This window comes from Klebsiella sp. CN_Kp091 (assembly GCF_040065095.1).
Classification (GTDB): domain Bacteria; phylum Pseudomonadota; class Gammaproteobacteria; order Enterobacterales; family Enterobacteriaceae; genus Klebsiella; species Klebsiella aerogenes.
On the sequence record NZ_JBEAIO010000049.1, the window covers coordinates 110,872 to 135,331 of the forward strand.

The 24,460-nt window shown below is 55.5% G+C and carries 18 protein-coding genes; 9 read left to right on the forward strand and 9 right to left on the reverse strand.

Features of this window, described 5'->3' with window-relative positions:
- Positions 1-6: 6 nt before the first annotated feature.
- Positions 7-450, reverse strand: coding sequence for an acetyltransferase (locus ABLV17_RS21095; protein ID WP_213793736.1), 444 nt, complete (start codon positions 448-450; stop codon positions 7-9).
- A gap of 358 nt (positions 451-808) precedes the next feature.
- Positions 809-2,410, reverse strand: coding sequence for an aldehyde dehydrogenase family protein (locus ABLV17_RS21100; RefSeq protein ID WP_087857876.1), 1,602 nt, complete (start codon positions 2,408-2,410; stop codon positions 809-811).
- A 278-nt stretch (positions 2,411-2,688) separates the two neighbouring features.
- Here ABLV17_RS21100 and ABLV17_RS21105 point away from each other — a divergent pair, with 278 nt between their 5' ends.
- A complete protein-coding gene (locus ABLV17_RS21105) occupies positions 2,689-3,699 on the forward strand; it encodes an AraC family transcriptional regulator ligand-binding domain-containing protein (RefSeq protein ID WP_348854594.1) in 1,011 nt (336 codons plus the stop codon).
- A gap of 59 nt (positions 3,700-3,758) precedes the next feature.
- Here the strand turns inward: ABLV17_RS21105 and fdhF are convergent, their stop codons facing one another.
- A complete protein-coding gene (gene fdhF / locus ABLV17_RS21110) occupies positions 3,759-5,909 on the reverse strand; it encodes a formate dehydrogenase subunit alpha (RefSeq protein ID WP_113375016.1) in 2,151 nt (716 codons plus the stop codon).
- Positions 5,910-6,153: 244 nt separating this feature from the next.
- Positions 6,154-7,245, reverse strand: a complete 1,092-nt coding sequence (locus ABLV17_RS21115; protein WP_015705181.1) for a malate/lactate/ureidoglycolate dehydrogenase — start codon at positions 7,243-7,245, stop codon at positions 6,154-6,156.
- Between the two features lie 371 nt (positions 7,246-7,616).
- On the opposite strand from ABLV17_RS21115, the gene ABLV17_RS21120 reads away from it, so the two are divergent.
- Complete coding sequence (locus ABLV17_RS21120; RefSeq protein ID WP_348854596.1) at positions 7,617-8,240, forward strand: DUF2272 domain-containing protein; 624 nt, start codon at positions 7,617-7,619, stop codon at positions 8,238-8,240.
- Positions 8,241-8,294: 54 nt separating this feature from the next.
- On the opposite strand, the gene ABLV17_RS21125 is transcribed toward ABLV17_RS21120, so the two are convergent.
- Both ABLV17_RS21125 and ABLV17_RS21130 read right to left on the reverse strand, forming a co-directional pair.
- Entirely contained in the window at positions 8,295-8,987 is a 693-nt protein-coding gene (locus ABLV17_RS21125; protein ID WP_348854597.1) for a hypothetical protein, read from the reverse strand.
- Between the two features lie 2 nt (positions 8,988-8,989).
- Positions 8,990-9,664, reverse strand: coding sequence for a hypothetical protein (locus ABLV17_RS21130; RefSeq protein WP_348854598.1), 675 nt, complete (start codon positions 9,662-9,664; stop codon positions 8,990-8,992).
- Between the two features lie 522 nt (positions 9,665-10,186).
- On the opposite strand from ABLV17_RS21130, the gene ABLV17_RS21135 reads away from it, so the two are divergent.
- The 3 genes from ABLV17_RS21135 (at position 10,187) to ABLV17_RS21145 (ending at position 14,233) form a co-directional block, all read left to right on the forward strand.
- A complete protein-coding gene (locus tag ABLV17_RS21135; RefSeq protein WP_348854599.1) occupies positions 10,187-11,275 on the forward strand; it encodes an ABC transporter substrate-binding protein in 1,089 nt (362 codons plus the stop codon).
- A gap of 125 nt (positions 11,276-11,400) precedes the next feature.
- Positions 11,401-13,170, forward strand: coding sequence for an iron ABC transporter permease (locus ABLV17_RS21140; RefSeq protein WP_316424622.1), 1,770 nt, complete (start codon positions 11,401-11,403; stop codon positions 13,168-13,170).
- Positions 13,163-14,233, forward strand: a complete 1,071-nt coding sequence (locus tag ABLV17_RS21145) for an ABC transporter ATP-binding protein (protein WP_348854601.1) — start codon at positions 13,163-13,165, stop codon at positions 14,231-14,233. The genes ABLV17_RS21140 and ABLV17_RS21145 overlap by 8 nt, the downstream gene beginning before the upstream one ends.
- A 7-nt stretch (positions 14,234-14,240) precedes the next feature.
- Here ABLV17_RS21145 and ABLV17_RS21150 read toward each other — a convergent pair whose 3' ends face one another.
- Positions 14,241-14,612 carry a VOC family protein gene (locus ABLV17_RS21150; protein ID WP_020079032.1) on the reverse strand — a complete coding sequence of 124 codons (372 nt, stop codon included), beginning with the start codon at positions 14,610-14,612 and terminating at the stop codon, positions 14,241-14,243.
- 510 nt (positions 14,613-15,122) lie between these two features.
- Between ABLV17_RS21150 and ABLV17_RS21155 the strand changes: the two genes are divergently transcribed.
- The 4 genes from ABLV17_RS21155 to ccmI all read left to right on the forward strand — a co-directional run bounded on the left by ABLV17_RS21155 (position 15,123) and on the right by ccmI (position 21,798).
- Complete coding sequence (locus ABLV17_RS21155; RefSeq protein ID WP_183269031.1) at positions 15,123-15,872, forward strand: gluconate 2-dehydrogenase subunit 3 family protein; 750 nt, start codon at positions 15,123-15,125, stop codon at positions 15,870-15,872.
- A gap of 2 nt (positions 15,873-15,874) precedes the next feature.
- Positions 15,875-17,659 carry a GMC family oxidoreductase gene (locus ABLV17_RS21160; protein ID WP_015366945.1) on the forward strand — a complete coding sequence of 595 codons (1,785 nt, stop codon included), beginning with the start codon at positions 15,875-15,877 and terminating at the stop codon, positions 17,657-17,659.
- Between the two features lie 10 nt (positions 17,660-17,669).
- Positions 17,670-19,013, forward strand: a complete 1,344-nt coding sequence (locus tag ABLV17_RS21165; protein ID WP_164513135.1) for a cytochrome c — start codon at positions 17,670-17,672, stop codon at positions 19,011-19,013.
- Between the two features lie 79 nt (positions 19,014-19,092).
- Positions 19,093-21,798, forward strand: coding sequence for a c-type cytochrome biogenesis protein CcmI (gene ccmI / locus ABLV17_RS21170; protein WP_308958415.1), 2,706 nt, complete (start codon positions 19,093-19,095; stop codon positions 21,796-21,798).
- 181 nt (positions 21,799-21,979) lie between these two features.
- Here ccmI and ABLV17_RS21175 read toward each other — a convergent pair whose 3' ends face one another.
- Positions 21,980-22,750: a (S)-acetoin forming diacetyl reductase gene (locus ABLV17_RS21175; protein ID WP_087857867.1), complete on the reverse strand. Its 771-nt coding sequence runs from the start codon at positions 22,748-22,750 to the stop codon at positions 21,980-21,982.
- Positions 22,751-22,772: 22 nt separating this feature from the next.
- On the reverse strand, positions 22,773-24,452 hold the full coding sequence (alsS, locus tag ABLV17_RS21180) for an acetolactate synthase AlsS (RefSeq protein WP_308958416.1): 1,680 nt from the start codon (positions 24,450-24,452) through the stop codon (positions 22,773-22,775).
- Between the last annotated feature and the right edge of the window lie 8 nt (positions 24,453-24,460).

Sequence of the window (24,460 nt, forward strand, 5' to 3'; positions counted from 1 at the left end):
AAACGGTTAGACGCCATTCCCTTTACTAAGGTGCAGCAGGGGATAAGGTCTTCCCTGACTATCCTGCCCGGAGCGCCCTGAAACCTGAAAGCCCATATGTTGATAAAACCCGACGGCCTGTTGGTTTTGTTCATTGACGTCGACGCTTAAATCAGGATGAAGAGCAAGGGCATGGGATATCAACTGTTTTCCGACGCCAAGCCCGCGAGCAGAGGCATCTACGAACAGCGCCTCCAGATGGCCATCATGTAAAAACATAAATCCGAGCGGAAGGTCTTTATCATTTGTCGCTACCCATACAGGGGTTTCTGAAAAAAAGCCGACCACCTCTTTTTCGATCTCTTGCCGGTCGTGAGCTGTCAGAAAATCGTGCGTAGCATCGACAGAACTTTTCCAAATTTGGATGATGTCTTCCGCTTCACAAGGTCGTGACATTCTGATTTTTATCATCTTTTCTGCCTTAAAGTGGACATGATTTTGGGTAATTACCTACAAAAAGAATCCACATAATTTACTATGGTGTAATTAAATTCACAATGGTGATGGCGTCGCCATGTCTATCGTTGCTAGCCTCACTTTCAGGTTCAGAATGCCACGACCGGCTCTGGCCTGATAGCGCTCGAACTGGCGTACAAGCTGTTCGAGCGTATGGAAAGCCGCGATGAGTTCCGATTTATTGTTGTGGAGCTCACCCTATGCATGTCCTCAAGGTCACATTCACTGCCCCGGCTATGAAGCAGACTCGCTACAACACAGTCGAGTAAGGGGCAGTTAGATAAGGCCTTTCAGGCCGATGTGTTGTACTGACTCAGAAATCTTTTTTACGGAAGCTATCGCGGATGGCGTCCCCCATCAGACAGGTCAGGTTCATCCAGGTAGGCTCGACTGCGAAATTCGCCATGTTTCCAGCCATATTGTCGAACGCTCGCTTGTTGGTGTAGAGCATGTGCCCTGGTGACATAAACTTTGCCTCCATGATCGATTTCTCAACGTTCTCGTAATTGAGTAGGTTGCCAAAGTTGCCGCGGCCAGAAACGAACGTCTTGCCTGCCTCATTTCCACCCCAGGTAAGATAGGGGTTGAGAAAAATGAAGGACGGCATGCTGTTGATGGCGACCGCACCATATTCCAGGTCAGACACCGCCTGCTCGAGTAATTTCTGATGGGCCTTTCTGGTGTCCTCATCGATAAGTATCGCGCTGGCGAGCGTGCCCAGGAGCTGGGTGTTGGCGAACTTGACGGCGCCGGGGAGAAAGTGCGCGGCATTGGCTGGCAGGTCAAGCGGCACCTCAGCGAGCACCAGGCTGAACGCTTCATGCGAAGTGGCGTAGCCACCGGGCTCAACGCCTGTTAGTAATATGACATCGGAATGCGGATACTTGCCGCCCTCGGGGCTCAGTACTTCCGCATCGGGATAGGCCTGGCGAAAACCATCCACGACCTTGTCGGCACCGGGGTAGTACATACCCATGGCTGGAGTAGTCTCCGAGATAGCGACACGCAGCGCGTCGAGGAATTCCATGCGCTGCGGCCAGTGCTTGCTTGTCACCAGAGTCTGGGGACGACCGCAGTTCGCGCCACCATTGAACTTTGCCATGGTGGCTATCTGCACTGCCTGATGCTCAATTTCCTTCTTTGTCCATGGCCGGTCGCCCGGCACGATGATGCATGGGTTATTGCCGCCGCATTCGGAGATAAGCGGCGTCTCTGTGGCTGACATAATAGCCTCGGCCGTTGCGGTTCCACCTGTAAAGTAAATCCGGGAGAGGCGGGGGTCTACTGTCAGGTCTTGTCCCCGATCGGCATCGCAGAAGCTCAGAACGCGCCGATCAATCAGCGGCTGCATGATCTTCGCCCAAATCCTGTCGGTTTCTTCGTTCAGGTGATGCGGTTTGTGTACGACCGCACAGTTCTCGAAGAAGATCGCCTTCAACACCTCGAGCGCTGAGCTGTAGTTACCGGCACCCAGCACGGCAATAATACCCGCGGGCTTTTCCATCGGATTGATTTGTTTCGGTGCGCCTTTCACACGGATGCGACTCTTCTGATCCGCGTACATCAACTTGTCCTTCCGCTCCTGCGGAAAGACATAAATGTCGTAGAGATCCTCACTCACTTTTTCCACGCTCAGCGGCTGTGGCATCTTGCCGTCGAGAATGGATTCATAAAGGATGATGGCTGCCGAGACGGTACTCGCCATAGGAACGACGGTAGCAACCTTAGACATTGGGTATGAAAAAAGAGGCGCACCGAGGATGCCATTCTTCATCTTGCTGTCGGCGAAGGCGAGGTCATCACCGTACTTCTTCAGGTTTGCACGGACTTCCTCCAGCAGACGCAAACGTTCTGCGGGAGATGTTGTGGTCCATTTTTGGGGATCCAGTTGGTCGATAGCTTCGGTAGCATTCATTGGAATTTCTCTATTGCTCAGATTGGACCGCCAGGACAGGTGGAACATGTCCAGACTGGTGCGATGTTTACATCTCACTATAGGAAGCAAGCCGCGACAACGCTCTGGCAATCCGCGCCAATTTTAATGCGAGAGATGCCAGCACAGGGAGTGAGTCGCGAATGTTACAGGTTGGCGCAACGTGCAGTCATTGTGGCGCGGTTTGAAGGGGGTTAAGCGCACGACTGCTCTATACTCTGAGCGTCGGTTGAATGAGCAATAGTGACGGAGTTCTGAAGGTGCAAAACAAAACTTTTCCCATGGATATTGGCTGGCTGGCAATACTGAAGGACTTAGGTGTTCAGCCTGGCCATGTATTGCGTCGGGCCGGCCTTCCAGACGATTTACTCTCCCGTACAAGACAGGGGCTTTCTGGCGAAGACTATTTTTGTTTCTGGCGCGCTTTAGAGGCTGAGGCAAGTGATGCCATGTTTCCCTTACGCATTGTCGAGACTCTCTCGGCTGATTCTTTCAACCCACCACTATTCGCTGCCCTGTGCAGCGCGAATCTGGTACAGGCTATGCAGCGCCTCGCCAAATACAAGCAACTTGTGGCGCCCATGAGCCTGGAAGTCAATACGGGTGACGCAGGCGAACTGGTCGTGACGCCTCGCTGGTTGTCGATACAAACCGAGGTACCTTACTCGCTGCAAGTGGCTGAGATTGCGTTTTTTGTGCGACTAGCCAGACTGGCTACCCGTGAGCACATTAAGGCGTATCGCGTTATCCTGCCGCGACTTCCATCCAGTCATTATCTCCGGCGTTACGAGAATTTCTTCGGCGTACCTGTGCAAAAAGGAGAGTATCCAGCAATCGCTTTCGCCGCTGTGGATGCTTTGCGTCCATTCCTGACGGTCAACGAAAGCATGTTTCACGCGTTCGAACCCGATCTTCGCCGTCGGCTCAGTGAACTCGATTCGACGGCGTCAACGGCGGAACGCGTGCGTGCTGTCTTACTGGAGCTGTTGCCTGGTAACGCGGCTACCATTGAGAAGGTCGCGGAGCGACTGGGCTTGAGCAAGCGTACGCTTCAACGTCGTCTCGAGGAAGAGGGGGAAAACTTTCGCGCCCTGGTCAATATGGTGCGGGAGAGCCTTGCCCGACACTACCTGGCAAATACCACGATGTCCGGCGCAGAGATCGCTTTCCTCCTGGGATTCGAAGATCCCAATTCCTTTTATCGCGCATTCCAGGGGTGGACTGGGAAAACACCTGACAGCGTGCGTCATGCCAAAGAAGGCCTATTTTGATGTCAATCCAGACAACGTCAGATTCCAGGGAGAAGCTAAGCTTCTCCCTGAATTTACCCTCAGGCGTTTGCCGCCGCCTTTAACCGCGCCTTCATCAGGCTATAGGTCGTCCAGGCGTACCGTTCCGCCCAGTCCTGGTCGGCAATAGCCTCTACCTTCACCGCGCAGTACTTGGTTTCCGGCGTTTTCGAGATAGGATCCAGATTATCCTGGGTAAGCTCATTACAGGCGCCGACCCACCACTGATAGGTCATGTACACCGCGCCGGGGTTGATCCGCTCGCTGAGATCGGCGCGAGTCATCACTTTGCCGCGCCGCGAACTCACCCATACCAGCTGACGATCGGCGATACCCGCCCGCTCGGCATCAGCAGGGTGCATTTGGATCCGGCCCGGTTCGTCCGCCAGCGACTGCAGCGCCGCGCAGTTGCCGGTCATTGAACGGCAGGAGTAATGGCCGACTTCGCGCACCGTGCAGAGCACCAGCGGGAAATCATCGTCCGGCGTTTCCGCCGGCGCGCGCCATGGCGCGGCGAACAGTTGCCCTTTGCCCGATGGGGTATCAAAGTGATTATCCTGATACAACCACGGCGTGCCGGGGTGATCGAGCGTCGGGCACGGCCACTGCACGTGGCCCATATCGCCCATTTTCTCCCAGGTTACGCCGTAGAACAGCGGGCAGAGTTCGCGCATTTCATCCCAGATTTGCTGGTTACTGGTGTAATGCATTGGATAGCCCATCTCGCTGGCCAGTAGGCTGATAATTTCCCAATCGCGTTTCACGTTACCTGTGGGCGGAATAGCCTGTTCAAAACGCTGGAAGCCGCGGTCGGCGCAGGTAAAGACGCCGCCGTGCTCGCCCCAGGATGTCGCCGGCAGCAGTACGTCAGCCACTTCCGCCGTTTTAGTCATAAAGATATCCTGCACCACCACGAAATCCAGCGCTTCCATCCCTTTGCGTACCAGCCCCAGATCGGCCTCGGTTTGCAGCGGATCCTCGCCCATGATGTAGTAGGCTTTGATTTCTCCCGCCAGCGCTTTATGCGGGACTTCAGTGATACGGGTGCCGATTTGCGTATCCATTAGCGCCGGATCGATGCCCCAGGCATTGGCGAATTTGGCGCGCACCGCGGCGTCGGTGACGTCCTGATAGCCCGGGAACTGGTTGGGTAGCACCCCCATGTCGCAGGCGCCCTGGACGTTATTTTGTCCGCGCACCGGGCCGACGCCGACGTTGGCCCGTCCGAGGTTGCCGGTCAGCAGCGCGAGGCTGGCGAGACCGCGGACGACATCAACCGCCTGGCCGAACTGGGTTACGCCCATTCCCCACATAATGGTGGCGGAAGGGGCGGCGGCGAAGGTGCGCATCGCCCGCCGGATGGCCAGCGCGGGGACGCCGACCAGCGCTTCCACAGCTTCGGGAGAGTAGTCTTTCACCGCCTCGCGGTAGGCCTCCAGCCCTTCGGTATAACGCTCAACGTAATCGTGATTGTAGAGATCTTCTTCCAGCAGGACATAGGCGAAGGCGTTGACCAGCGCCATATTGCTGCCATTGTTGAGTTGCAGATGCTGGTCGGCGATGCGGGCGGTTTCAATGCGCCGCGGATCGCAGACGATGATTTTCGCGCCGTTGTCGCGGGCTCTCAGTACCCGTCTCGCCACGATAGGGTGAGAATCGGCGCAGTTATAGCCAAAGACCAGCAGACATTTTGAGTTCTCAATATCGCTTATCGAGTTGCTCATCGCGCCATTGCCGAGAGAAGCCTGTAGGCCGGCGACCGACGGCCCGTGGCAAACGCGGGCGCAGCAGTCGACGTTATTGGTATTGAGTACCGCACGGGCGAATTTCTGCATCACGTAATTGGTTTCATTACCGGTGCCGCGGGACGATCCGGTAGTCATAATGGCGCGCGGGCCATATTTGGCCTTGATCTCGCGGAGCTTAGCGGCGGTGTAGCGAATCGCTTCTTCCCAGCTGACCGGGGTGAACGGGCCGCCTTTCTGATAACGAATCATCGGCTGCTTGAGGCGAGGCGTGAGAAGCTGCGTGTCGTTGAGGAAATCCCAGCCGTAGTAGCCTTTCAGGCATAGCTGGTTTTGATTGGTGACGCCGTCAGCGGCCTCGGCGCGAATGATTTTATCATTTTCGACAACCAATTTGAGTTTACAACCCGCCCCGCAATAGGGGCACACGCTGGTAATTTTATTCATCAGTAACAGACCTGTTAACAGTGAAGATAGGGCGATAGCGCGCCGGGCCCGGCAGGCTACCGTCAGCAAACGCGCGACGTCGAACGTCGTGCGATGCACTTCGATTGCATAATGCGTGCCAAAGTGAAAATAGCGCTGATGACGCGGGATGAAGGTGATGAAGACGCGGGAAAATCACTGACGTCGTCACAAGTGACGATGACGCGGGACGCCGTGGCTGACGATCGCCCCGCGGGGGCTGAGGTTAAGCGTTGACTTCCATGTTCTGCTGCAATTGGTTCAACGTCTCCTGCGACATCCCGGCCTGGCGCGCGGCGGCGCAGATCGCCTGCCAGCTACTGGCATCGAGCGGAATACCGTTTGCCAGCCGCTGCTGACGATTGGCCGCTTCCCACTCACCCGGCGCCAGAATAGGCGTATCGGCATCGTGCGGCGACTGTTTACACCAGTCGATAAAGGCCTCGGTTTCGCGCTGCATCTGCGGCGCATCGAAGGCTTCCGGGCTGAGAATAATGGTAGTCATGCAGTTGAAGATGGCGTCGACGCAGCCCTGCAGGCTATCCTGGTGGGTCGTTTGTCCGCCCGAGACCGCGCCGCCGAGCACCTCGCACAGCGTCGCCAGGGCATAGCCTTTGTGTTGGGCAAAGGTGAGCAGGGCGCCAAGCGGCGAGGTCTGCATCACCGCCGGATCGGTGGTCGGTTCGCCGCGAGAATCAATCAATGAGCCGGCAGGCACCGCTTCGCCTTTATGCCATGCGACGCGGGTTTTGCCAAAAGCGATGGCGCTGGTGGCGTAATCGAGCAGCAGCGGCGGGTGGCCTTCACGCGGGAAGACCACGCAGAGCGGGTTAGTGCCGAAGCGGCTATCTTTGCCGCGAAATGGCGCCACCATCGGGTCGCCGACGACGCTGACGAAATGAATGGATATTAACCCCTGCGCGGCGCACTGTTCCGCCCAGTAACCGATGCGCCCGATATGGTGAGCATTGCGCAGCGCCACGGCGGCCAGGCCGTGCTGTTTGGCTTTTTCAATCCCCAACTGCATGGCTTCATGGGCAACGACCTGGCCGAAACCGGCGTTGCCGTCGAGGGTGACGACGGCGCCGGCGTCTTTCATCACGCTGGCGTGACGGTTAAGTTGCAGAAACCCTTCGCTATGGGATTTTACGTAACTCGGGATCATGCCGACGCCGTGGGAATCGTGTCCGGCAAGGTTGGCGGCGATCAGGTGGTCTGCGACCAGAGCGGCTTCGGTTGGCGTACTGCCCAGCTGCGTGAACAGGGTAGTGACGAAGTGGTGTAGCTCCGTGGGGCGAAATCGATGTCCTGTAGGCACGGATAGTCTCCTCGATGTATGTTGTTGTTTTGTTGCGTTTGCCGTTCCATGCTGCGCCGCAAGGCGCAGAAGATCAAGGAGCTAGCCGTAGAATTTAGGTTTAGAGATAATAAATCGGTATACTTGTTCGTGTAAAAAATAACCGATATATCATATGGATACGATCTTCTTAGTAAAGTGTTGTTTATAGGAGATAGTAAATAGCGATACCGCCTTTATTTATTGAGGCTTTATATCTAGAGTTATATCTGTGACGCATCAAATGCGCATCTGGCATTCGCCTGCATACCAATAAATATGCTCAGAGTATTTTCTTAAAAGCATGGAAACTAACACTAATGATATTCTACCTTATCATATAGAGGTTTATTATGCCGTTTTCTGCACAGCAATTATCTCAGGTTGTTATTAATGAGTGGGACAGATGGGGAACCTATCCAGGAACGCCGAATTTAAAATCCCAACATTTGGAGTCACAGGCTAAGTTCTCGCCTATTGTTCATCAATACTGGCAATCTATAGGTGCTGATTTGGACGGAACGAGCCCTTATGCATGGTCGGCTGCTTTTATTTGTTTTTGTATAAAACAGATAGGCTATACTGGCCATGATTTTCCACTAAAATCGTATCATTCCGAATATTGCGCCTATATCTATGCGGGGAAATATCCAAAATTTTCATTGTTAGATCCAGAACTTACCCCGGTGCAAGTAGGCGATATCATTTGTAAAAGACGGCCTGATGCGAATGGCAACTATCATGAGCCATTAACCTACTATAGTGCAATTTCCTTTTATAATAACATTCTTGTTGACGATAATAATAATTTTGATTCTCACAGTGATATTGTTATTGAGGTTAACAATGGTACGATTTTAGCCGTAGGGGGAAACGTTAGCGATGCAGTTGCTTCATCAACCTATGATCTGACAAGTAATGGCGGGCTGAACATGAATGATGCTCCTTTTTTAGCTATTATTAGAATAAACTCATAATATAGCTAAGGTAAATGACAGGGGAACATCAATGATGTTCTCCTGGTTTATATCCTAGTTCAGTTTGGTTTCGCATTTTTTCATTTCGTTGAATAGCTCGTTGGTTTCCGCTTGGGACATATCAGAAACAGTATTTGCATTATTTCCTGTAATCACTGGAGTTGGCATTTTATATGGGTTGTTAATAATGGCGATTAAGCCAGAAATATCGGGGGTGCCGAGTACCATCGAATATTGCAACTGTCTTAACTTCCCTCTGACATTAGTTAATGAGTCCAGCGCTGCGTTACGAATGGCATGATTATCAGGAAACTTACGGTCTTTGAAAGGCAATGTTGCCATATACAGACACTGCATCGCCTGAGAAGCCAAATCGTAATTATGCGATTGCACTTCAAGGCGGTATCGCTTGCTGTATAGGGTACCTGCCGCACCCACTGACGCGCCAGCAATCACCGTCTCAGGGGATTTAGTGGCTAGTCCGACAGCACTGGCCAGTAATCCGTAAAAGGTTATTTCATCTGCTGTTTGCGATTCCAACTTTTTGGTATCGGCAACGTGTTCCCATTTTATGGCGAAGGCTTTGTATGCACCAACTACCTTTTTAAAAGAATCCAGACCATCGGCATAATTATGACATGTACGAGCGTTCTGAATACACTCTTTATCGGCATCAATAACCGGAACCGGGAGTGGTGAGCTGCAGGAGATAAGCATTGATAACCCGGACAACAGCCAGTATTTCATAGTTAATGATGCTTGGTGGGGAGTAACGGGAATCCCGGCGTGGCTTTACCGGGCCAAATTTCATACCTGACGGCGATTTCATCAATACCTCCGTGTCGCGGATTTCCGCTTACCCCTAGCGCCTCTGCTGCAGCAATACTTAATTCACCAATACCATTGCCGCTACTATCTGCAACCACGCAATTTATAGATTTATCTTTCCATGTTACTCTCGCCTGGCATCCAATCACTGTGCCTTTTGTTTGCGCGATCACTATCTTTGGTACGGCAATGTAAAGAACTGTCGCTGCATCGATATAAGCTTTGGGGTCATCTAATGAAATATGTTGATAATGTAATGATGTTTTAGATGCAATAATTCCTTGCGGAAATATTTTTGGTTGACCATTGCTTTCTAAGATGGCATTAACTCCACTTGTAGGGTTTATTTTGTGGAATACACCATTGGAATCTATTTTTAAATTAAGGCTAACTAAACGATCGCTGCCGATTTCCTTAAAATGGTCATTTATTTGGTAAGCAGCGGGAGAGCCGTTTTGCCCATTGGCGCCATCCGCATCAATACTGGCATCCGCCGTATAATAGACATATTCGCCTTCCTCAGTATTTTCAAGGTGTATATCAACCGGGGTTTTATGTTCTTTTTGGACGACATAAAGTGTACCAATAATAGGCATAAGATTTGCTCCAGATTAAATAGAGATAGATGACTTGTTAAAAGTAAACGGAATTGCACTCGCTTAAAATATTCAACATCAACAGACTGATAGCCGCAAATTGCTATCAGGTGATTTATGAAAAACGGTCAACGAAAAATACGGCAGATAAAAATGTTATTGTCGATTAAAATGAGTCTGGCACAAAAGCAAGAAAATACAATGCTGGCCGTTAAAAATAATTTCGCATAGTAACTTTATGTATTTATAAGAAATTACCATGATGACTGTATAGGCTCGTGACTGAGACCCGCAGTTAGTGGCCGACTATAGGCGCTGGATAAACAGGCTTCAATACGCAGCATTAATCTGTGACCTCGCTCGCTGTTTTCACTATTCGCTGAATAAACTCCATAAACACTACTTTTTAAACTACACCACTGTCACAAAAGCCATAAAAACCCCACCCGCAGCGTTGCAGAGGGTGTTGTAGCACTATATGTTAAATTTGTGTTTAATTATTGATGCTTAGGGGTTGATTTTATGTATAATAAAATCGGTGGTTTAGTGGTTTCACTGACGACAGTCTTCTCGTACTCCGCGCTGGCGGAGGTGCCGCAGGGCTACCCGGCAGATTATCAAAAAGTCGTTGATGCCGGGGTGAAAGAGGGTAAAGTCGTGGTTTATTCCACAACGGACACCAAAGCGGCAGGGCCGTTAATTAAAGGCTTTGAAGCGCAATATCCTGGGATTAAAGTTGAATATAACGATATGAACAGCACCGAGCTGTACAACCGTTATATTAGTGAACAAGCCGCCGGCGGCGGGAGCGGCGACGTGGTGTGGAGCTCTTCCATGGACACGGCGCTGAAATTAGCCACCGATTATGCGCAAGAGTACGCTTCACCGGAAGTTGGCAAGCTGCCGAAATGGGCGGTCTGGCAGCAAAAAGCCTACGGCACAACCTATGAGCCGGTGGTCTTTATCTATAACAAACGGCTGATCCCACAAAATGAAGTGCCGGATTCACATACCGCATTGGCCAAACTTATCGCCGGGCAGGCTGATAAATTTAAAGGCAAAGTCACTACCTACGATATCGAGAAATCGGGGCTTGGTTTTATGCTGGCGGTGCAGGATAGCAAAGCTGACGCCAACTACTTCGCCGACCTGGCGAATATCGCCAAAGGCGGCCTGACGGTGCAATCTTCTACCGGCACCATGATGGAGCGCGTCTCCTCCGGTGAAAACCTGATCGGCTATAACATCCTGGGATCCTATGCCGAAGCGCGCGCTAAAACCGACCCGTCATTAGGCATTGCCTATCCGAAAGACTACGTGCTGGTGCTGTCCCGCGTCTCATTTATTACTGCGGAAGCAGGACACCCTAATGCGGCGAAACTGTGGTTCGACTACGTACTGTCGGAAAAAGGGCAAACGATTCTTGCCTCTCAGGGCGATATCCCGTCAATTCGCAACGACATTGAAGGTAAAAATGATATCGACGGGATGACCAAATTACTGGGCAATGCGCTGAAGCCGATTCCGGTGGATGAAAGCCTGCTGCAATATCTGCAACCCAAACAGCGTCTGGAATTTATTAAGCAATGGCGTGCCGCTGCTGCGAAATAAAGTAATTACCTATGAAACTTCCCCTGGAACGTATCCGGGGGAATGATCGTATCAGTATTCAGTAAATAAGTACTCATTATCTCTTCTTGATAATTTATCTCTGCACTTTGCCAGGGGAATTAAAGATGAACATTTTACGCAGAAAGTGGCAAGGGCTACCGCGTGGCATGGTGGTATTGATAGCGGCACTGGTAATTTACGTTCCGCTATTATTTATCGTGGCGCAAAGTTTTCTTTCAGCACCATTTTTTGCCCGCTCTAAAGAGTGGAGCCTCGAAGCCTTCGGTTTTATTTTTACCGACCCGGATTTTTACCTGGCCTTACGCTCTGGATTTATCCTCGCTTTTGGTCTGGTCATTATCGCGATTCCGCTGGGCGGAATTCTGGCCTTTTTAATGGTACGTACCGATTTACCCGGCAGGCGCTTTATTGAGCCGCTGATCCTGGTGCCGATTTTCGTCTCGCCGATGGTGTTGGGCTTTGGTTATGTGGTGGCCGCCGGGCCGGTCGGTTTCCTGTCGCAGTGGGCGCAGGCGTGGCTGGGTTTTGTGCCCTGGAATATCTACTCGATGTTCAGCATCGTGGTAATAGCCGGTTTAACGCACGTTCCGCACGCCTATCTTTATATCTCCTCGGCGCTACGTAGCGTCGGTTCGGATGTGGAAGAGGCGGCGCGTACCGTCGGCGCCACGCCGCTGCAGGTGATGACCTCGGTGAGCCTGCCGATGGTACGGCCGTCCATTCTCTACGCCTGCGTGCTGCTGTTCTTCCTCGGCCTGGAGGTCTTCGGCCTGATGCTGGTGCTCGGCGATCCGGAAGGCAACATGGTGCTGGCGACCTATCTCTATAAGTTGACCAATAAACTGGGAACGCCCTCTTACCATCTGATGGCGGCGGTCGCGGTGGTGTTAATCTGCATTACCATTCCGCTGGTGATGTTGCAGCGCCGGTTGATGCGTACCGCCAACCGCTTCGTGACCATGAAAGGTAAAGCGTCGCAGTCGCGCGCCTTGCCGCTGGGGAAATGGCGTTGGGTCGCGGGCGCGGTCGTGGTGGCGTGGCTGACGGTGACCATTGGCGTCCCGCTGCTGGGTGTGGCGCTACGGGCCTTTATTTCCAACTGGGGCGTTGGCGTTTCACTATGGGATGAGCTGTCGCTGGCGACTTTCCGCAACATCTGGCAGCAGCCGAATCTGCTGCGGGCGATCGTCAACTCGATGGCGATCGGGATTATCGGCGGCGCGTTGGCGGTGGTGTGCTATCTGTTTGTCGGTATCGCCATGCACCGTAAACCGGATAACGTCACGCGCTTTCTCGACTACAGCGTGCTGGTACCTCGTGCGGTGCCGGGCCTGTTGGCCGGTTTGGCGTTTCTGTGGGTGTTTCTGTTTGTGCCGATGTGGCTCGATCAGTCATTGAAAAATGGCTGGCTCTCGGCGCTGCCGGTCGCCGACTGGCTGCGCGAACACCTTATCGTGCAACTGCGCGCGCTGCGCAACACCATTTTCAGCGTCTGGTTGGCCTATACGGTGGTGTGGATGGCCTACGGCCTGCGCCTTATCTCATCAACGCTGCTGCAGGTGGCGCCGGAGCTGGAGGAGGCCGCGCGCAGTACCGGCGCTTCTCGCGGACAAATCACCCGCCACGTCACCATTCCGCTGGCGCGCTACGGGCTAATCGGTTCCTGGCTGCTGATGTTCCTGATCTTTGAACGCGAGTATTCAACCGGCGTTTATTTGTTGTCGCCAGGCACCGAAACGATCGGGTCGATGCTGGTCTCGTTGTGGGCGGCGGGCGCCATTGATATCGTCGCGGCGCTATCGTTTATCAATATTCTGCTGGTGGTAGTCGGTCTGGGTATCGCCCTGCGCTTTGGAGTGAAATTACATGATTGAGTTATCGGTAGACAATTTGCATCTGACCTATGGCGACAACCCGGTGCTGAAAGGGGTGTCGATGGAGCTCAAACGCGGGGAGGTGGTGTCGCTGCTTGGCCCTTCAGGTAGCGGGAAAACCACGCTGCTACGTGCGGTCGCCGGGCTGGAGAAACCGACCGCCGGGCGGATCAGCATCGGCAATAGCGTGGTTTATGACGGTAGTCCGCGTAGCGAAATCCCGGCGGAAGAGCGTAATCTCGGGCTGGTGTTCCAGTCCTACGCCCTGTGGCCGCATAAAACGGTATTCGACAACGTGGCCTATCCGCTGAAACTGCGTAAAGTGGCCAGCGGCGAGATTAAACAGCGGGTGCAGAGCGTACTTGATCAGTTAGGTCTGGGACATCTGGGCAACCGGCACCCGCATCAGCTTTCCGGCGGCCAGCAACAGCGTGTGGCGATAGGACGGGCGCTGGTCTATAACCCGCCGGTTATTCTGCTGGATGAGCCGCTATCCAACCTCGACGCCAAGCTGCGTGAAGAGGCGCGGGTATTCCTGCGCGAGCTCATTATCAAGCTGGGCCTGTCGGCGCTGATGGTCACCCACGATCAGAATGAAGCGATGGCGATTTCCGATCGCATTTTGCTGCTTAACAACGGCGTGATTGAACAGCAGGGGACGCCGCAGGAGATGTACGGTAACCCAGCCACCCTGTTCGCCGCCGAGTTTATGGGCAGCAATAACCGCCTGCACGGTAAGGTGACGGCGCTGGAGAATGGGCGAGCGCGGGTTGAAGGCGCCAGTTGGGCGCTATGGGGGCGCGCGGGCGAGGGGGTCAGCATCGGTCAGCCGGCGACGGCGGTGATCCGCGTCGAACGGCTGCGCCTTGACTGCTCGCCGCAGGACAACAGCCTGGAACTTCCGCTGCTGACCAGCATGTACCTCGGCGATCGGTGGGAATATCTGTTCCGTACCGAGGGCGATGACTTTGCTATCCGCGCCTACGGCACGGCCCTGCGTGATGCCGAACATTGTCATCTGACGCTGCCCGCGGATGATGTGTGGATTTTCCCGCAGCGATAAACTTTGCTTAGGGCGCCAGATGACACACCGCTTCGATATTGTGTCCATCTGGCGCAATGACAAAGGCGGCGTAGTAATTGGCGTGGTAATTAGGTCGTAATCCCGGCGCCCCGTTATCCTTGCCTCCGGCGGCCAGCGCCGCGTGCCAGAAGGCATCAACCTGCTCGCGGCTGTCGGCGCAAAAGGCGATATGCAGCGGCGCGGGTTTATCTTCGCTTTGATAGAGGCATAAAGAGGCGTCGTTCGCTCCGGCTAACTCCGCGCCGTAAGCTGGCTCGCCTTCGCCTGCCAGCGTCACGCCGAGCGGCGCCAGCGCCTGTAAAAAGAATGCCTTGCTCGCGGCATAATCACTGACGCCAAATTTGACATGATCGAACATAAATTCTCCTTGTGGTTGGGAATATCTGTACGACATCACCGTGTCGTTAAATTGATAAGGGAACCAGTATCGATTTAATTAACAACGGTGATTAACTAATTTAACAGCTCGAATTGTTTAATTATTCATTAAGCGAGTATTTACAGGTGCTTAATCTGCCATGTACCATAAACAAAAAATAACAAATGTGATACATATCACCCTTTATTGGCGCTTTGGTAAAACCAAAGGCGCGAAATTTCCGCATGACTTACCGCACTCAGGTTATTAAATGCCCGATCTTATCGTGACAACCCGGTGAATATTTGCGCCATTTTCCCGCGTTGCGTTGAGAATCGTCTAATATCCAAACGATAACCCTATAAATCTTATCGCTATTGGCGATTTATTGTACGTCTTATTGGCCAGAGCCAGAGGGTCTGTTGCGTAATCGCTGAATGGTATCGGTACCAGAGCGAGATTTGCTGGGCTTGTAAGCGTCAAAACAGTAATTTAATTGACAGGAATGTGATTATGTCGAGCGAGAAAACCAACAATTCGAGGCGTGATTTTTTAGTAAAATCAATGGCCTTGATTCCAACGGTCGTCATCGGCGGCGGTAGCGTGGGCGCCATTGGCGTGGCGACGAGCGCCACGGCGCAGGCGGCTTCCGCACCCTCTGCCGGTGGCAACGCCGCATCCAGCGACTGGAAGCCGCAATTCTTCAACGATCGTGAGTGGCTGTTTATCAACGCCGCCGTCGCTCGCTTAATCCCAGCCGATGAACTCGGTCCAGGTGCTAAAGAGGCCGGTGTGCCGGAGTTTATCGACCGTCAGCTCAACACCCCTTATGCCACCGGTTCCATCTGGTATATGCAGGGGCCATTTAACCCCGACGTGCCGAAAGAGATGGGCTACCAGCTGCCGCTGGTACCAAAGCAGATTTATAACCTCGGTATCGCCGATGCCGAAGAGTGGTGTCAAAACCAGTATCACAAGAGCTTTGCTGAACTGAGCGGCGAACAGCAGGATGAGGCGCTCGGTCTGTGGGAATCCGGCAAGGCGCAGTTCAAACAGCTGCCGGCCTCGCTGTTTTTCTCCTATCTGTTGCAAAACACCCGCGAAGGCTTCTTCAGCGACCCTATCCATGGCGGCAATAAAGGCATGGTCGGCTGGACGCTGATTAATTTTCCCGGCGCGCGCGCCGACTTTATGGACTGGGTTGAACGAGGCGAACGCTATCCCTTCCCGCCGGTATCAATTAATGGGGAGAGGGCGTAATCATGGCGACCGTATTGAAAAAAACCGATGTAGCGATCGTTGGCTTCGGCTGGGTTGGCGCGATTATGGCCAAAGAGCTGACGGAAGCGGGGCTCAACGTCGTCGCGCTGGAGCGCGGCCCGATGCGCGATACCTGGCCGGACGGCGCTTATCCGCAGGTTATCGATGAGCTGACCTATAACATCCGCCGCAAGCTGTTCCAGGATCTCTCTAAAAGCACGGTGACGATTCGTCACAACACCAGCCAGCAGGCGGTACCCTATCGCCAACTGGCCGCCTTCCTGCCGGGGACCGGCGTTGGCGGCGCGGGTCTGCACTGGTCCGGCGTGCATTTCCGCGTCGATCCGATCGAACTTCGTATGCGCAGCCATTATGAAGAGCGTTACGGCAAAAACTTCATTCCCCAGGATATGATCATCCAGGATTTCGGCGTCACCTACGACGAACTGGAACCGTTCTTCGATAAAGCGGAAAAAGTCTTTGGCACCTCCGGTACCGCCTGGTCGGTTAAAGGGAAGGTTGTCGGTAAAGGCCGCGGCGGTAACGCCTTCGCGCCGGATCGCTCGGACGATTTCCCGCTGCCGGCGCAGAAAAATACCTGGTCGGCGCAGCTGTTTGAAAAAGCGGCGCTGGAAGTGGGCTATCATCCCTATAACCTGCCTTCCGCAAACACCTCCGACTCCTATACCAACCCGTATGGCGCGCAGATGGGGCCGTGTAACTTCTGCGGTTTCTGCAGCGGCTACGCCTGCTACATGTATTCGAAAGCCTCGCCGAACGTGAACATCCTGCCGGCGCTGCGCCAGGAAAAACGCTTTGAACTGCGTACCAACGCCAACGTGCTGAAGGTCAATCTGACCGACGATAAATCCCGCGCCACCGGTGTGACCTATGTCGACGGTCAGGGCCGTGAAATGGAACAGCCGGCGGATCTGGTGATTATCGGCGCCTTCCAGTTCCATAACGTGCATCTGATGCTGCTTTCCGGGATCGGTAAACCGTACAATCCTGAGACGGGCGAAGGGGTGGTCGGGCGTAACTTCGCCTATCAGAACATGACCACTATCAAGGCTATTTTCGATAAAGATACCTTCACCAACCCGTTCATCGGCGCGGGCGGCAACGGCGTCGGCGTCGATGACTTCAACGCCGATAACTTCGATCACGGCGCGGCGGGCTTCGTCGGCGGTTCGCCGTTCTGGGTCAACCAGGCGGGGACTAAACCGATCTCCGGCGTGCCGGTGCCTCCGGGTACCCCGGCGTGGGGCAGTAAATGGAAATCGGCGGTGGCCGACACCTACACCCACCACCTGTCGATGGATGCCCACGGCGCGCATCAGTCCTATCGCCAGAACTATCTCGATCTCGATCCGAACTACAAAAACGTCTTTGGTCAGCCGCTGCTGCGCATGACCTTCGACTGGCAGGAAAACGACATCAAGATGGCGCAGTTTATGTTCGATAAGATGGCGCCGATCGCCAAAGCGATGAAGCCGAAATATATGCTCGGCAGCCCGAAAAACGCCAATAGCCACTTTGACACCACCAGCTACCAGACCACCCATATGAACGGCGGCGCGGTGATGGGCGAAGATCCGAAAACCAGCGCGGTGAACCGTTATCTGCAGAGCTGGGACGTGCATAACGTCTTCGTCATCGGCGCTTCCGCTTTCCCGCAGGGGCTGGGCTACAACCCGACGGGGACCGTTGCTGCGCTGGCCTACTGGTCGGCGAAGGCTATCCGCGAACAGTACCTGAGAAATCCGGGTCCATTGGTGCAGGCATAAGGGAAAGCAAATCATGAAAATGCAATGGTTATCGGCACTGGTTCTCGGTGCGTTAAGCTGCGCGGCGTTCGCCGAAGAGGCGCCTGCGGACAGTAATCTGATTAAGCAGGGCGAATATCTGGCGCGTGCCGGCGACTGCGTGGCCTGCCACACCAACGGTAAAGAGGGCAAACCTTTTGCCGGTGGTCTGCCGATGGAAACGCCGATCGGCACCATTTATTCCACCAACATCACGCCGGACAAAGCGCATGGTATTGGCGGTTATACCTTCGAAGAGTTTGACGATGCGGTGCGTAAAGGCGTGCGTAAAGACGGCTCAACGCTCTATCCGGCGATGCCGTATCCTTCCTTCGCCCGTATCAACGAAGCGGATATGCGCGCCATGTACGCCTACTTTATGCACGGCGTGGAGCCGGTTAACGTCGCCAACAAAGACACGGACATTCCGTGGCCGCTGTCGATGCGCTGGCCGCTGGCGTTCTGGCGCGGCATCTTCGCTCCGTCCCCGAGCGACTTTGTCGCCAATCCGCAGGTGGACCCGGTACTGGAGCGCGGCCGTTACCTGGTGGAAGGGCTTGGCCACTGCGGCGCCTGCCACACCCCGCGTAGCCTGACGATGCAGGAAAAAGCGCTTAGCGAAAGCGAAGGTGATAACTACCTGGCGGGTAGCAATGCGCCGATTGACGGTTGGGTGGCATCCAGCCTGCGCGGTGAAAATCGCGACGGGCTGGGAAGCTGGAGCGAAGCTGAACTGGCCGAGTTCCTGAAAACCGGGCGCAATGATAAATCCGTGGTCTTCGGCGGCATGAGCGACGTGGTTGAGCACAGCCTGCAGTATCTCTCCAATGACGATATCACCGCTATTGCCCGCTATCTGAAGTCGTTACCGCCGCGCGGCGGTAAACAGACGCCAGCTCCGGTGGAAGATAGCGTGGCGAAAGATCTGTGGAAAGGCGATGACAGCAAAACCGGCGCGGCGCTGTACGTCGATAACTGCGCTGCCTGCCACCGTACCGACGGCGTCGGTTATAAACGCGCTTTCCCGTCGTTGAAAGGCAACCCGGTGGTACAGACCGAAGATGCGACCTCGCTGATTCACATCATTCTGACCGGCAACACCACGCCGGCGGTGAAGGATGCGGTCTCGAACCTGACTATGCCGTCATTCGGCTGGCGTCTTGACGATCAACAGGTTGCGGATGTGGTCAACTTCATCCGCACCAGTTGGGGCAACAACGCGCCGCCGGTGAGCGCCAGCGATGTGGCGAAAGTACGAAAAGATAAGTCGATGATTCGCGACGAGAAGGCGTTAGGTAACGCCGACGTCTCGAAACTGCCGGCTGCTGCAGAGTAACTGGGCCGGGGCGGGGCACTGGATTCGCCCCGCCTGAGGTAAAAAACGTGATGACACCTGAACAACAGGGGACACAGCCATGATGCCGGAACTGGGCAACTACCTGCTGTGTCTGGCGGCGGGGCTGGCGCTGCTGCTAAGTATCTTTCCGCTATGGGGCGCGGCGCGTCAGGAACGATGGCTGATGGCATTAGCCCGGCCGCTGGCCTGTGCGCTGTTTATCTGCATCATCGGCGCGTTTGCGCTGCTGGTGCATGCCTTTGTAATCAATGACTTCACCATCCGCTACGTGGCGGAAAACTCCAACAGCGCGCTGCCGGTGTGGTACCGGGTGGCGGCTACCTGGGGAGCGCACGAAGGCTCTTTGCTGCTGTGGGTGCTGCTGCTCAGCGTGTGGACGTTCGCCGTCGCGATCTTCAGTCGCCAGATGCCGCCCGACGCGGTAGCGCGGGTGCTGGCGGTGATGGGGATGATCGCCTTCGGTTTCCTGCTATTTATCCTGTTCACCTCCAATCCGTTCAGCCGCAGCCTGCCGCTGTATCCCGTAGATGGCCGCGATCTCAATCCTATGCTGCAGGATATTGGGATGATTTTTCATCCACCGATCCTCTACATGGGCTACGTTGGCTTCTCGGTGGCCTTCGCCTTCGCGATTGCGTCACTGCTGGCGGGACGGCTGGATACCGCGTGGGCGCGGTGGTCGCGCCCGTGGACGCAGGCGGCGTGGATGTTCCTGACACTTGGGATCGTGCTGGGCTCGGCGTGGGCCTATTACGAACTGGGCTGGGGCGGCTGGTGGTTCTGGGACCCGGTGGAAAATGCCTCGTTTATGCCGTGGCTGGTTGGCACCGCGTTGCTGCATTCACTGGCGGTAACCGAAAAGCGCGGCAGCTTCCGCGCCTGGACCGTGCTGCTGGCGCTGGCTGCGTTTTCGCTATGCCTGTTGGGGACTTTCCTTGTGCGATCTGGCGTGCTGGTATCGGTGCACTCCTTTGCCTCCGATCCGGCGCGCGGGATGTTTATACTGGCTTTGTTGACCCTCGCGATTGGCGGCTCGCTGCTGCTGTATGCGGTGAAAGGCGGGCGAGTGCGGGCGCGAGTGGAACATACGCTCTGGTCGCGCGAGTCGTTCCTGCTTGGCAACAATATTCTGCTGATGGCTGCGATGCTGGTGGTGCTGTTAGGCACGCTGCTGCCGTTGGTGCATAAAGCGTTGGGGCTGGGGACGATATCGATCGGCGAACCGTTCTTCAATACCATGTTCACCGCGCTGATGGCGCCGTTTGCGCTGCTGCTGGGGCTAGGGCCGCTGATTCGTTGGCGCCGCGATGAGCCACGTAAACAGCTTAAACGACTGGCGATATCGCTTCTGGTGACGTTGTCACTTTCTCTGGTCTTACCATGGCTTCTTCAGGACCGCATCACCGCGATGGCGGTTATCGGCCTGATGATGGCGCTGTGGGTGCTTATCTTCGCGCTGATTGAAGTCCATGAACGGGCCACGCATCGCCACGGCTTCTGGCGCGGCCTGCGTACCTTAACCCGCAGCCAGTGGGGCATGGCGCTCGGCCATGTTGGCGTGGCGGTAACCGTCATTGGCATCACCTTCAGCCAGAACTATAGCATCGAGCGCGATGTCCGCATGCGGGCTGGCGACAGCCTCGATATTCATCGTTATCACTTCGTCTTCAAGGGCGTGCGTAATATCGTCGGGCCGAACTGGAGCGGCGGCGAGGGGGTGATTGCCGTCAGCCGGAACGGTCGCCCGGAAGCCACGCTGTATGCCGAAAAACGCTTTTACACCGCCAGCCGGATGATGATGACCGAAGCGGCCATCAGCGGCGGGTTTACCCGCGATCTTTACGCCGCGCTGGGAGAAGAGCTGGATGATGGCAGTTGGGCGGTGCGTCTGTACTACAAACCGTTCGTGCGCTGGATCTGGTACGGCGGCGTACTGATGGCGCTGGGAGGGCTCTGCTGCATGCTCGATCCGCGTTACCGCCGGTCGCGGCAACAGAAAACAGCAGTGGATCGCAATGACATAAACCGCTCGCTGTACCAGTCCCGACTGCGCGAACTTGAGCAGGAGCGTACTGACGGTAATGAGGAGATGATTGTCGAGCTGCAACGTACGTTGCTGGCGGATATCTCGCCGCAGGAACCAACGCGCGTTCGGCCGCTTAGCCGCTGGTTGCTGCTACCGGGGGCGCTATTGTTGGTCTTCGTCAGCGGCGGGCTCTATCTGAAAACCAGCGATGTGGGTCAGGTGCTGCTGTGGCGACAAAGCGAGCGTCATTATCCCGCGCTGCTGGCGCAGGCGAAGGATCCGACCGCTGCGCCGCTGCGGATGGATGAGTTGGCTCAACTGAGGCTTGGGCTGCGCAGCCATCTGCAGGATAGCCCTGACGATCTCGCCGGCTGGCAACTGCTTGGGCGGCTCGGCCTGCTGCTAAACGATGGCGAGACGGCGATCGGCGCTTTTGGACGGGCGCATAAGCTGGCCCCGGCTGACCCGGCGGCAGGCTTTGATTATGCCAGCGCGCTGGTGCGGGCGGGCGATAACGCGCAGATGCGGATGGGCGAGCTGTTGCTGCGCGAGCTGCATCAGCGGCAGCCGAAAAACCTGCCGGTGCTGGAGATGCTGGCGCTCAGCGCGGTCCGCAATGAAGACTATCCGCAGGCGGTAGCGGCGCTACAGCAACTGCTGATGTTGTTGCCGGAGGGCGATGCCCGCCGTGAGGCGATTGCCCGCCAGCTGGCGCAGGCGCAGCAGCAGGCGCGGTAAATATTTGCTTTTGCACTGCTCCCCGGTCGCGCTGTCGCTTACCGGGGCTACAAATGGCAGTGACCGCGCGAACGGTAGGCCGGATAAGGCGCAGCCGCCATCCGGCAAAATAACGCCGTAACAGACGAAAAAAAGCCCCTGCGAACAGGCAGGGGCAAACCATGTCAGAGCTTATTTTTTATTAATTGAACACCATGCCGCCATCGATCAGCAGCGATTGACCGGTCATATAATCGGAATCCGGGCTGGCAAGGTAAGAGACGCAGGCGGCGACATCTTCTGGTTCCGACAGGCGGCCGAGGGTGATGCGTTTGGCGAATTCGGCGGTGCCATAGCCCAGAGGTTTTCCGGCCGCTTCGGAGACCTGACGATCGATCTCGGCCCACATCGGCGTTTTCACAATCCCCGGGCAGTAGCCGTTGACGGTAATACCCAGCGGCGCCAGGTCGCGGGCGGCGGTTTGCGTTAAACCGCGTACGGCGAATTTGCTCGAGCTGTAGACCGCCAGTTCCGGGTTGCCGACGTGACCGGCCTGGGAACAGGCGTTGATGATTTTGCCGCCGTGACCCTCTTTTTTAAAGGCATCGACTGCCGCCTGAATCCCCCAGATCACCCCTTTAACGTTGATGTTGTAGACTTTGTCGACAATCTCCGGCGTAATGGATTCGATAGGCGTTGATGGCGCAACCCCGGCGTTGTTGACGATGACGTTGAATCCGCCCAGCGTTTTGCGCGCCTGTTCGACGGCGGCAAACACCTGCTCGCGGTCGGAAACATCGACTTTGACCGCGATTGCTCGCCCACCGTGCTGATTGATTTCATCCGCCACGGCTTTTGCCGTAACGTCATTGTAATCGGCGATCGCCACGGCAAAACCGTCCTTCACGAGGCGTAACGCGATAGCTTTACCAATGCCCTGACCGGCACCGGTGACAAGTGCGACTTTTTTCATTTCCATTTCCTTTTGTGATGACTTAAAGAATCTGACTCAGATGTAGCTGGCCCATCAGCAGCGGGTTATCGCGGTAATCTACGGGGATGGCGACCACCGCCGGGCCGTCGACATCCATCGCCGCGCGTAGCGTTGGCTCCAGCGCATCAGCGCTTTCCACCGCAAACCCTTTCGCGCCGAAGGATTCGGCATAGGCTTTAAAATCCATTGGTCCGAACTCGACGCCGGACAGGCGTTGATATTTTTTCTCTTCCTGGATAGCGACCATGTTGTAGCCGTTATCGACCCAGATAAGATGCAGGATGTTGGCTTTCAGGCGGACCGCCGTTTCCAGCTCCATACTGGATTGCAGAAAACCGCCATCGCCGGAGACCGAGACCACTTTGCGCTGCGGATTGACCAGCCAGGCCCCGATGGCCCACGGTAGGGCGACGCCCATGGTCTGCTGACCGTTGGAGATCATCACCTGACGGGCTCGGAAGCTGTAGAGATAGCGGGCGATCCAAATATGAAAGCTCCCCATATCGACCGTCAGCGTGACGTCGCTATTCACGATATCCTGCATGGCGCGGACGATGCGCAGCGGGTGCAGAGCAAACTGATTCAACTGCGCCCCGCGGCGATCGAGCAGTTCGCGCTGATGCTGGCGGTCGTGGAGGATTTCAGCGGCCTGCGGCGAGAGCACCAGCCGATGATCGATATTTTGCGCCAGCTTGTTCAGCGTGCCGGCGATATCGCCCACCAGCTCGACATCCGGCGTGTAGTTACGCTCTTCATAGGCGGGCAGCACGTCGATGTGTACCAGCGTCGCGTTGCCGCTGTTCCACATCGCCGGCTCGTATTCCACCGGGCTATAGCCGATGCAGATAACCAGGTCGGCCAGTTGCAATAAGCGGTCACCGGCCTGATTGTTAAACAGCCCAACGCGCCCGGCGAAGCGCGAGAAGTTATCCTGATTGACCGCTCCGGCGGCCTGATAGGTGCTGGTGACCGGAATATGGCTGGTTTCCAGCAAACGATGCAGCGCGGCGCTGTTTTCCGTCTGGCTGGCCATTAATCCAAGCAGGAACACCGGATTCTTCGCCTGGGTAATCAACTTCGCAACCTGATTGATTGCCTCGTCAGGCGCGGCGCCCATCTGCGGCGCGCTGCTGGCGGGCAGCACTTTGCCGGTCGCCGGGCCATCGACGATATCCTGCGGCAGGCTGACGAAGGCGCTGCCCGGGCGACCCTGCTCGGCGGCGCGAAAGGCATTGGAAACCACCTCGGCCAGCGCATCCGGCGAGGTCACTTCTACGGCGTATTTGGTGACCGGGCTGAACATCGCCACCGTGTCCATACTCTGGTGTACCTGTTTGGCTTTATCGGCGCGTTTGACCGCGCCGCCCAGCGCCACCACCGGGTCACCTTCACTGTTAGCGGTGGCCATCCCGGTTATCAAGTTGGAACAACCGGGTCCGGAGGTCACCAGCGCGACGCCCGCTTTGCCGGTAATGCGCCCGACCGCGGCGGCCATAAAGGCGGCGTTGGCCTCGTGGCGCACCGGAATAATGCGGATTGAGGAGTCCAGTAACGAGTCGAAAACCTTATCGATTTTAGCGCCGGGGATCCCGAAGACCTGGCGTACGCCTTGCGCTTCCAGTTGGCTGACGACCAGATCGGCGCCGTGCGCCCACTGGCGCAGCGGATACTGTTTGTCCATGTGAACCT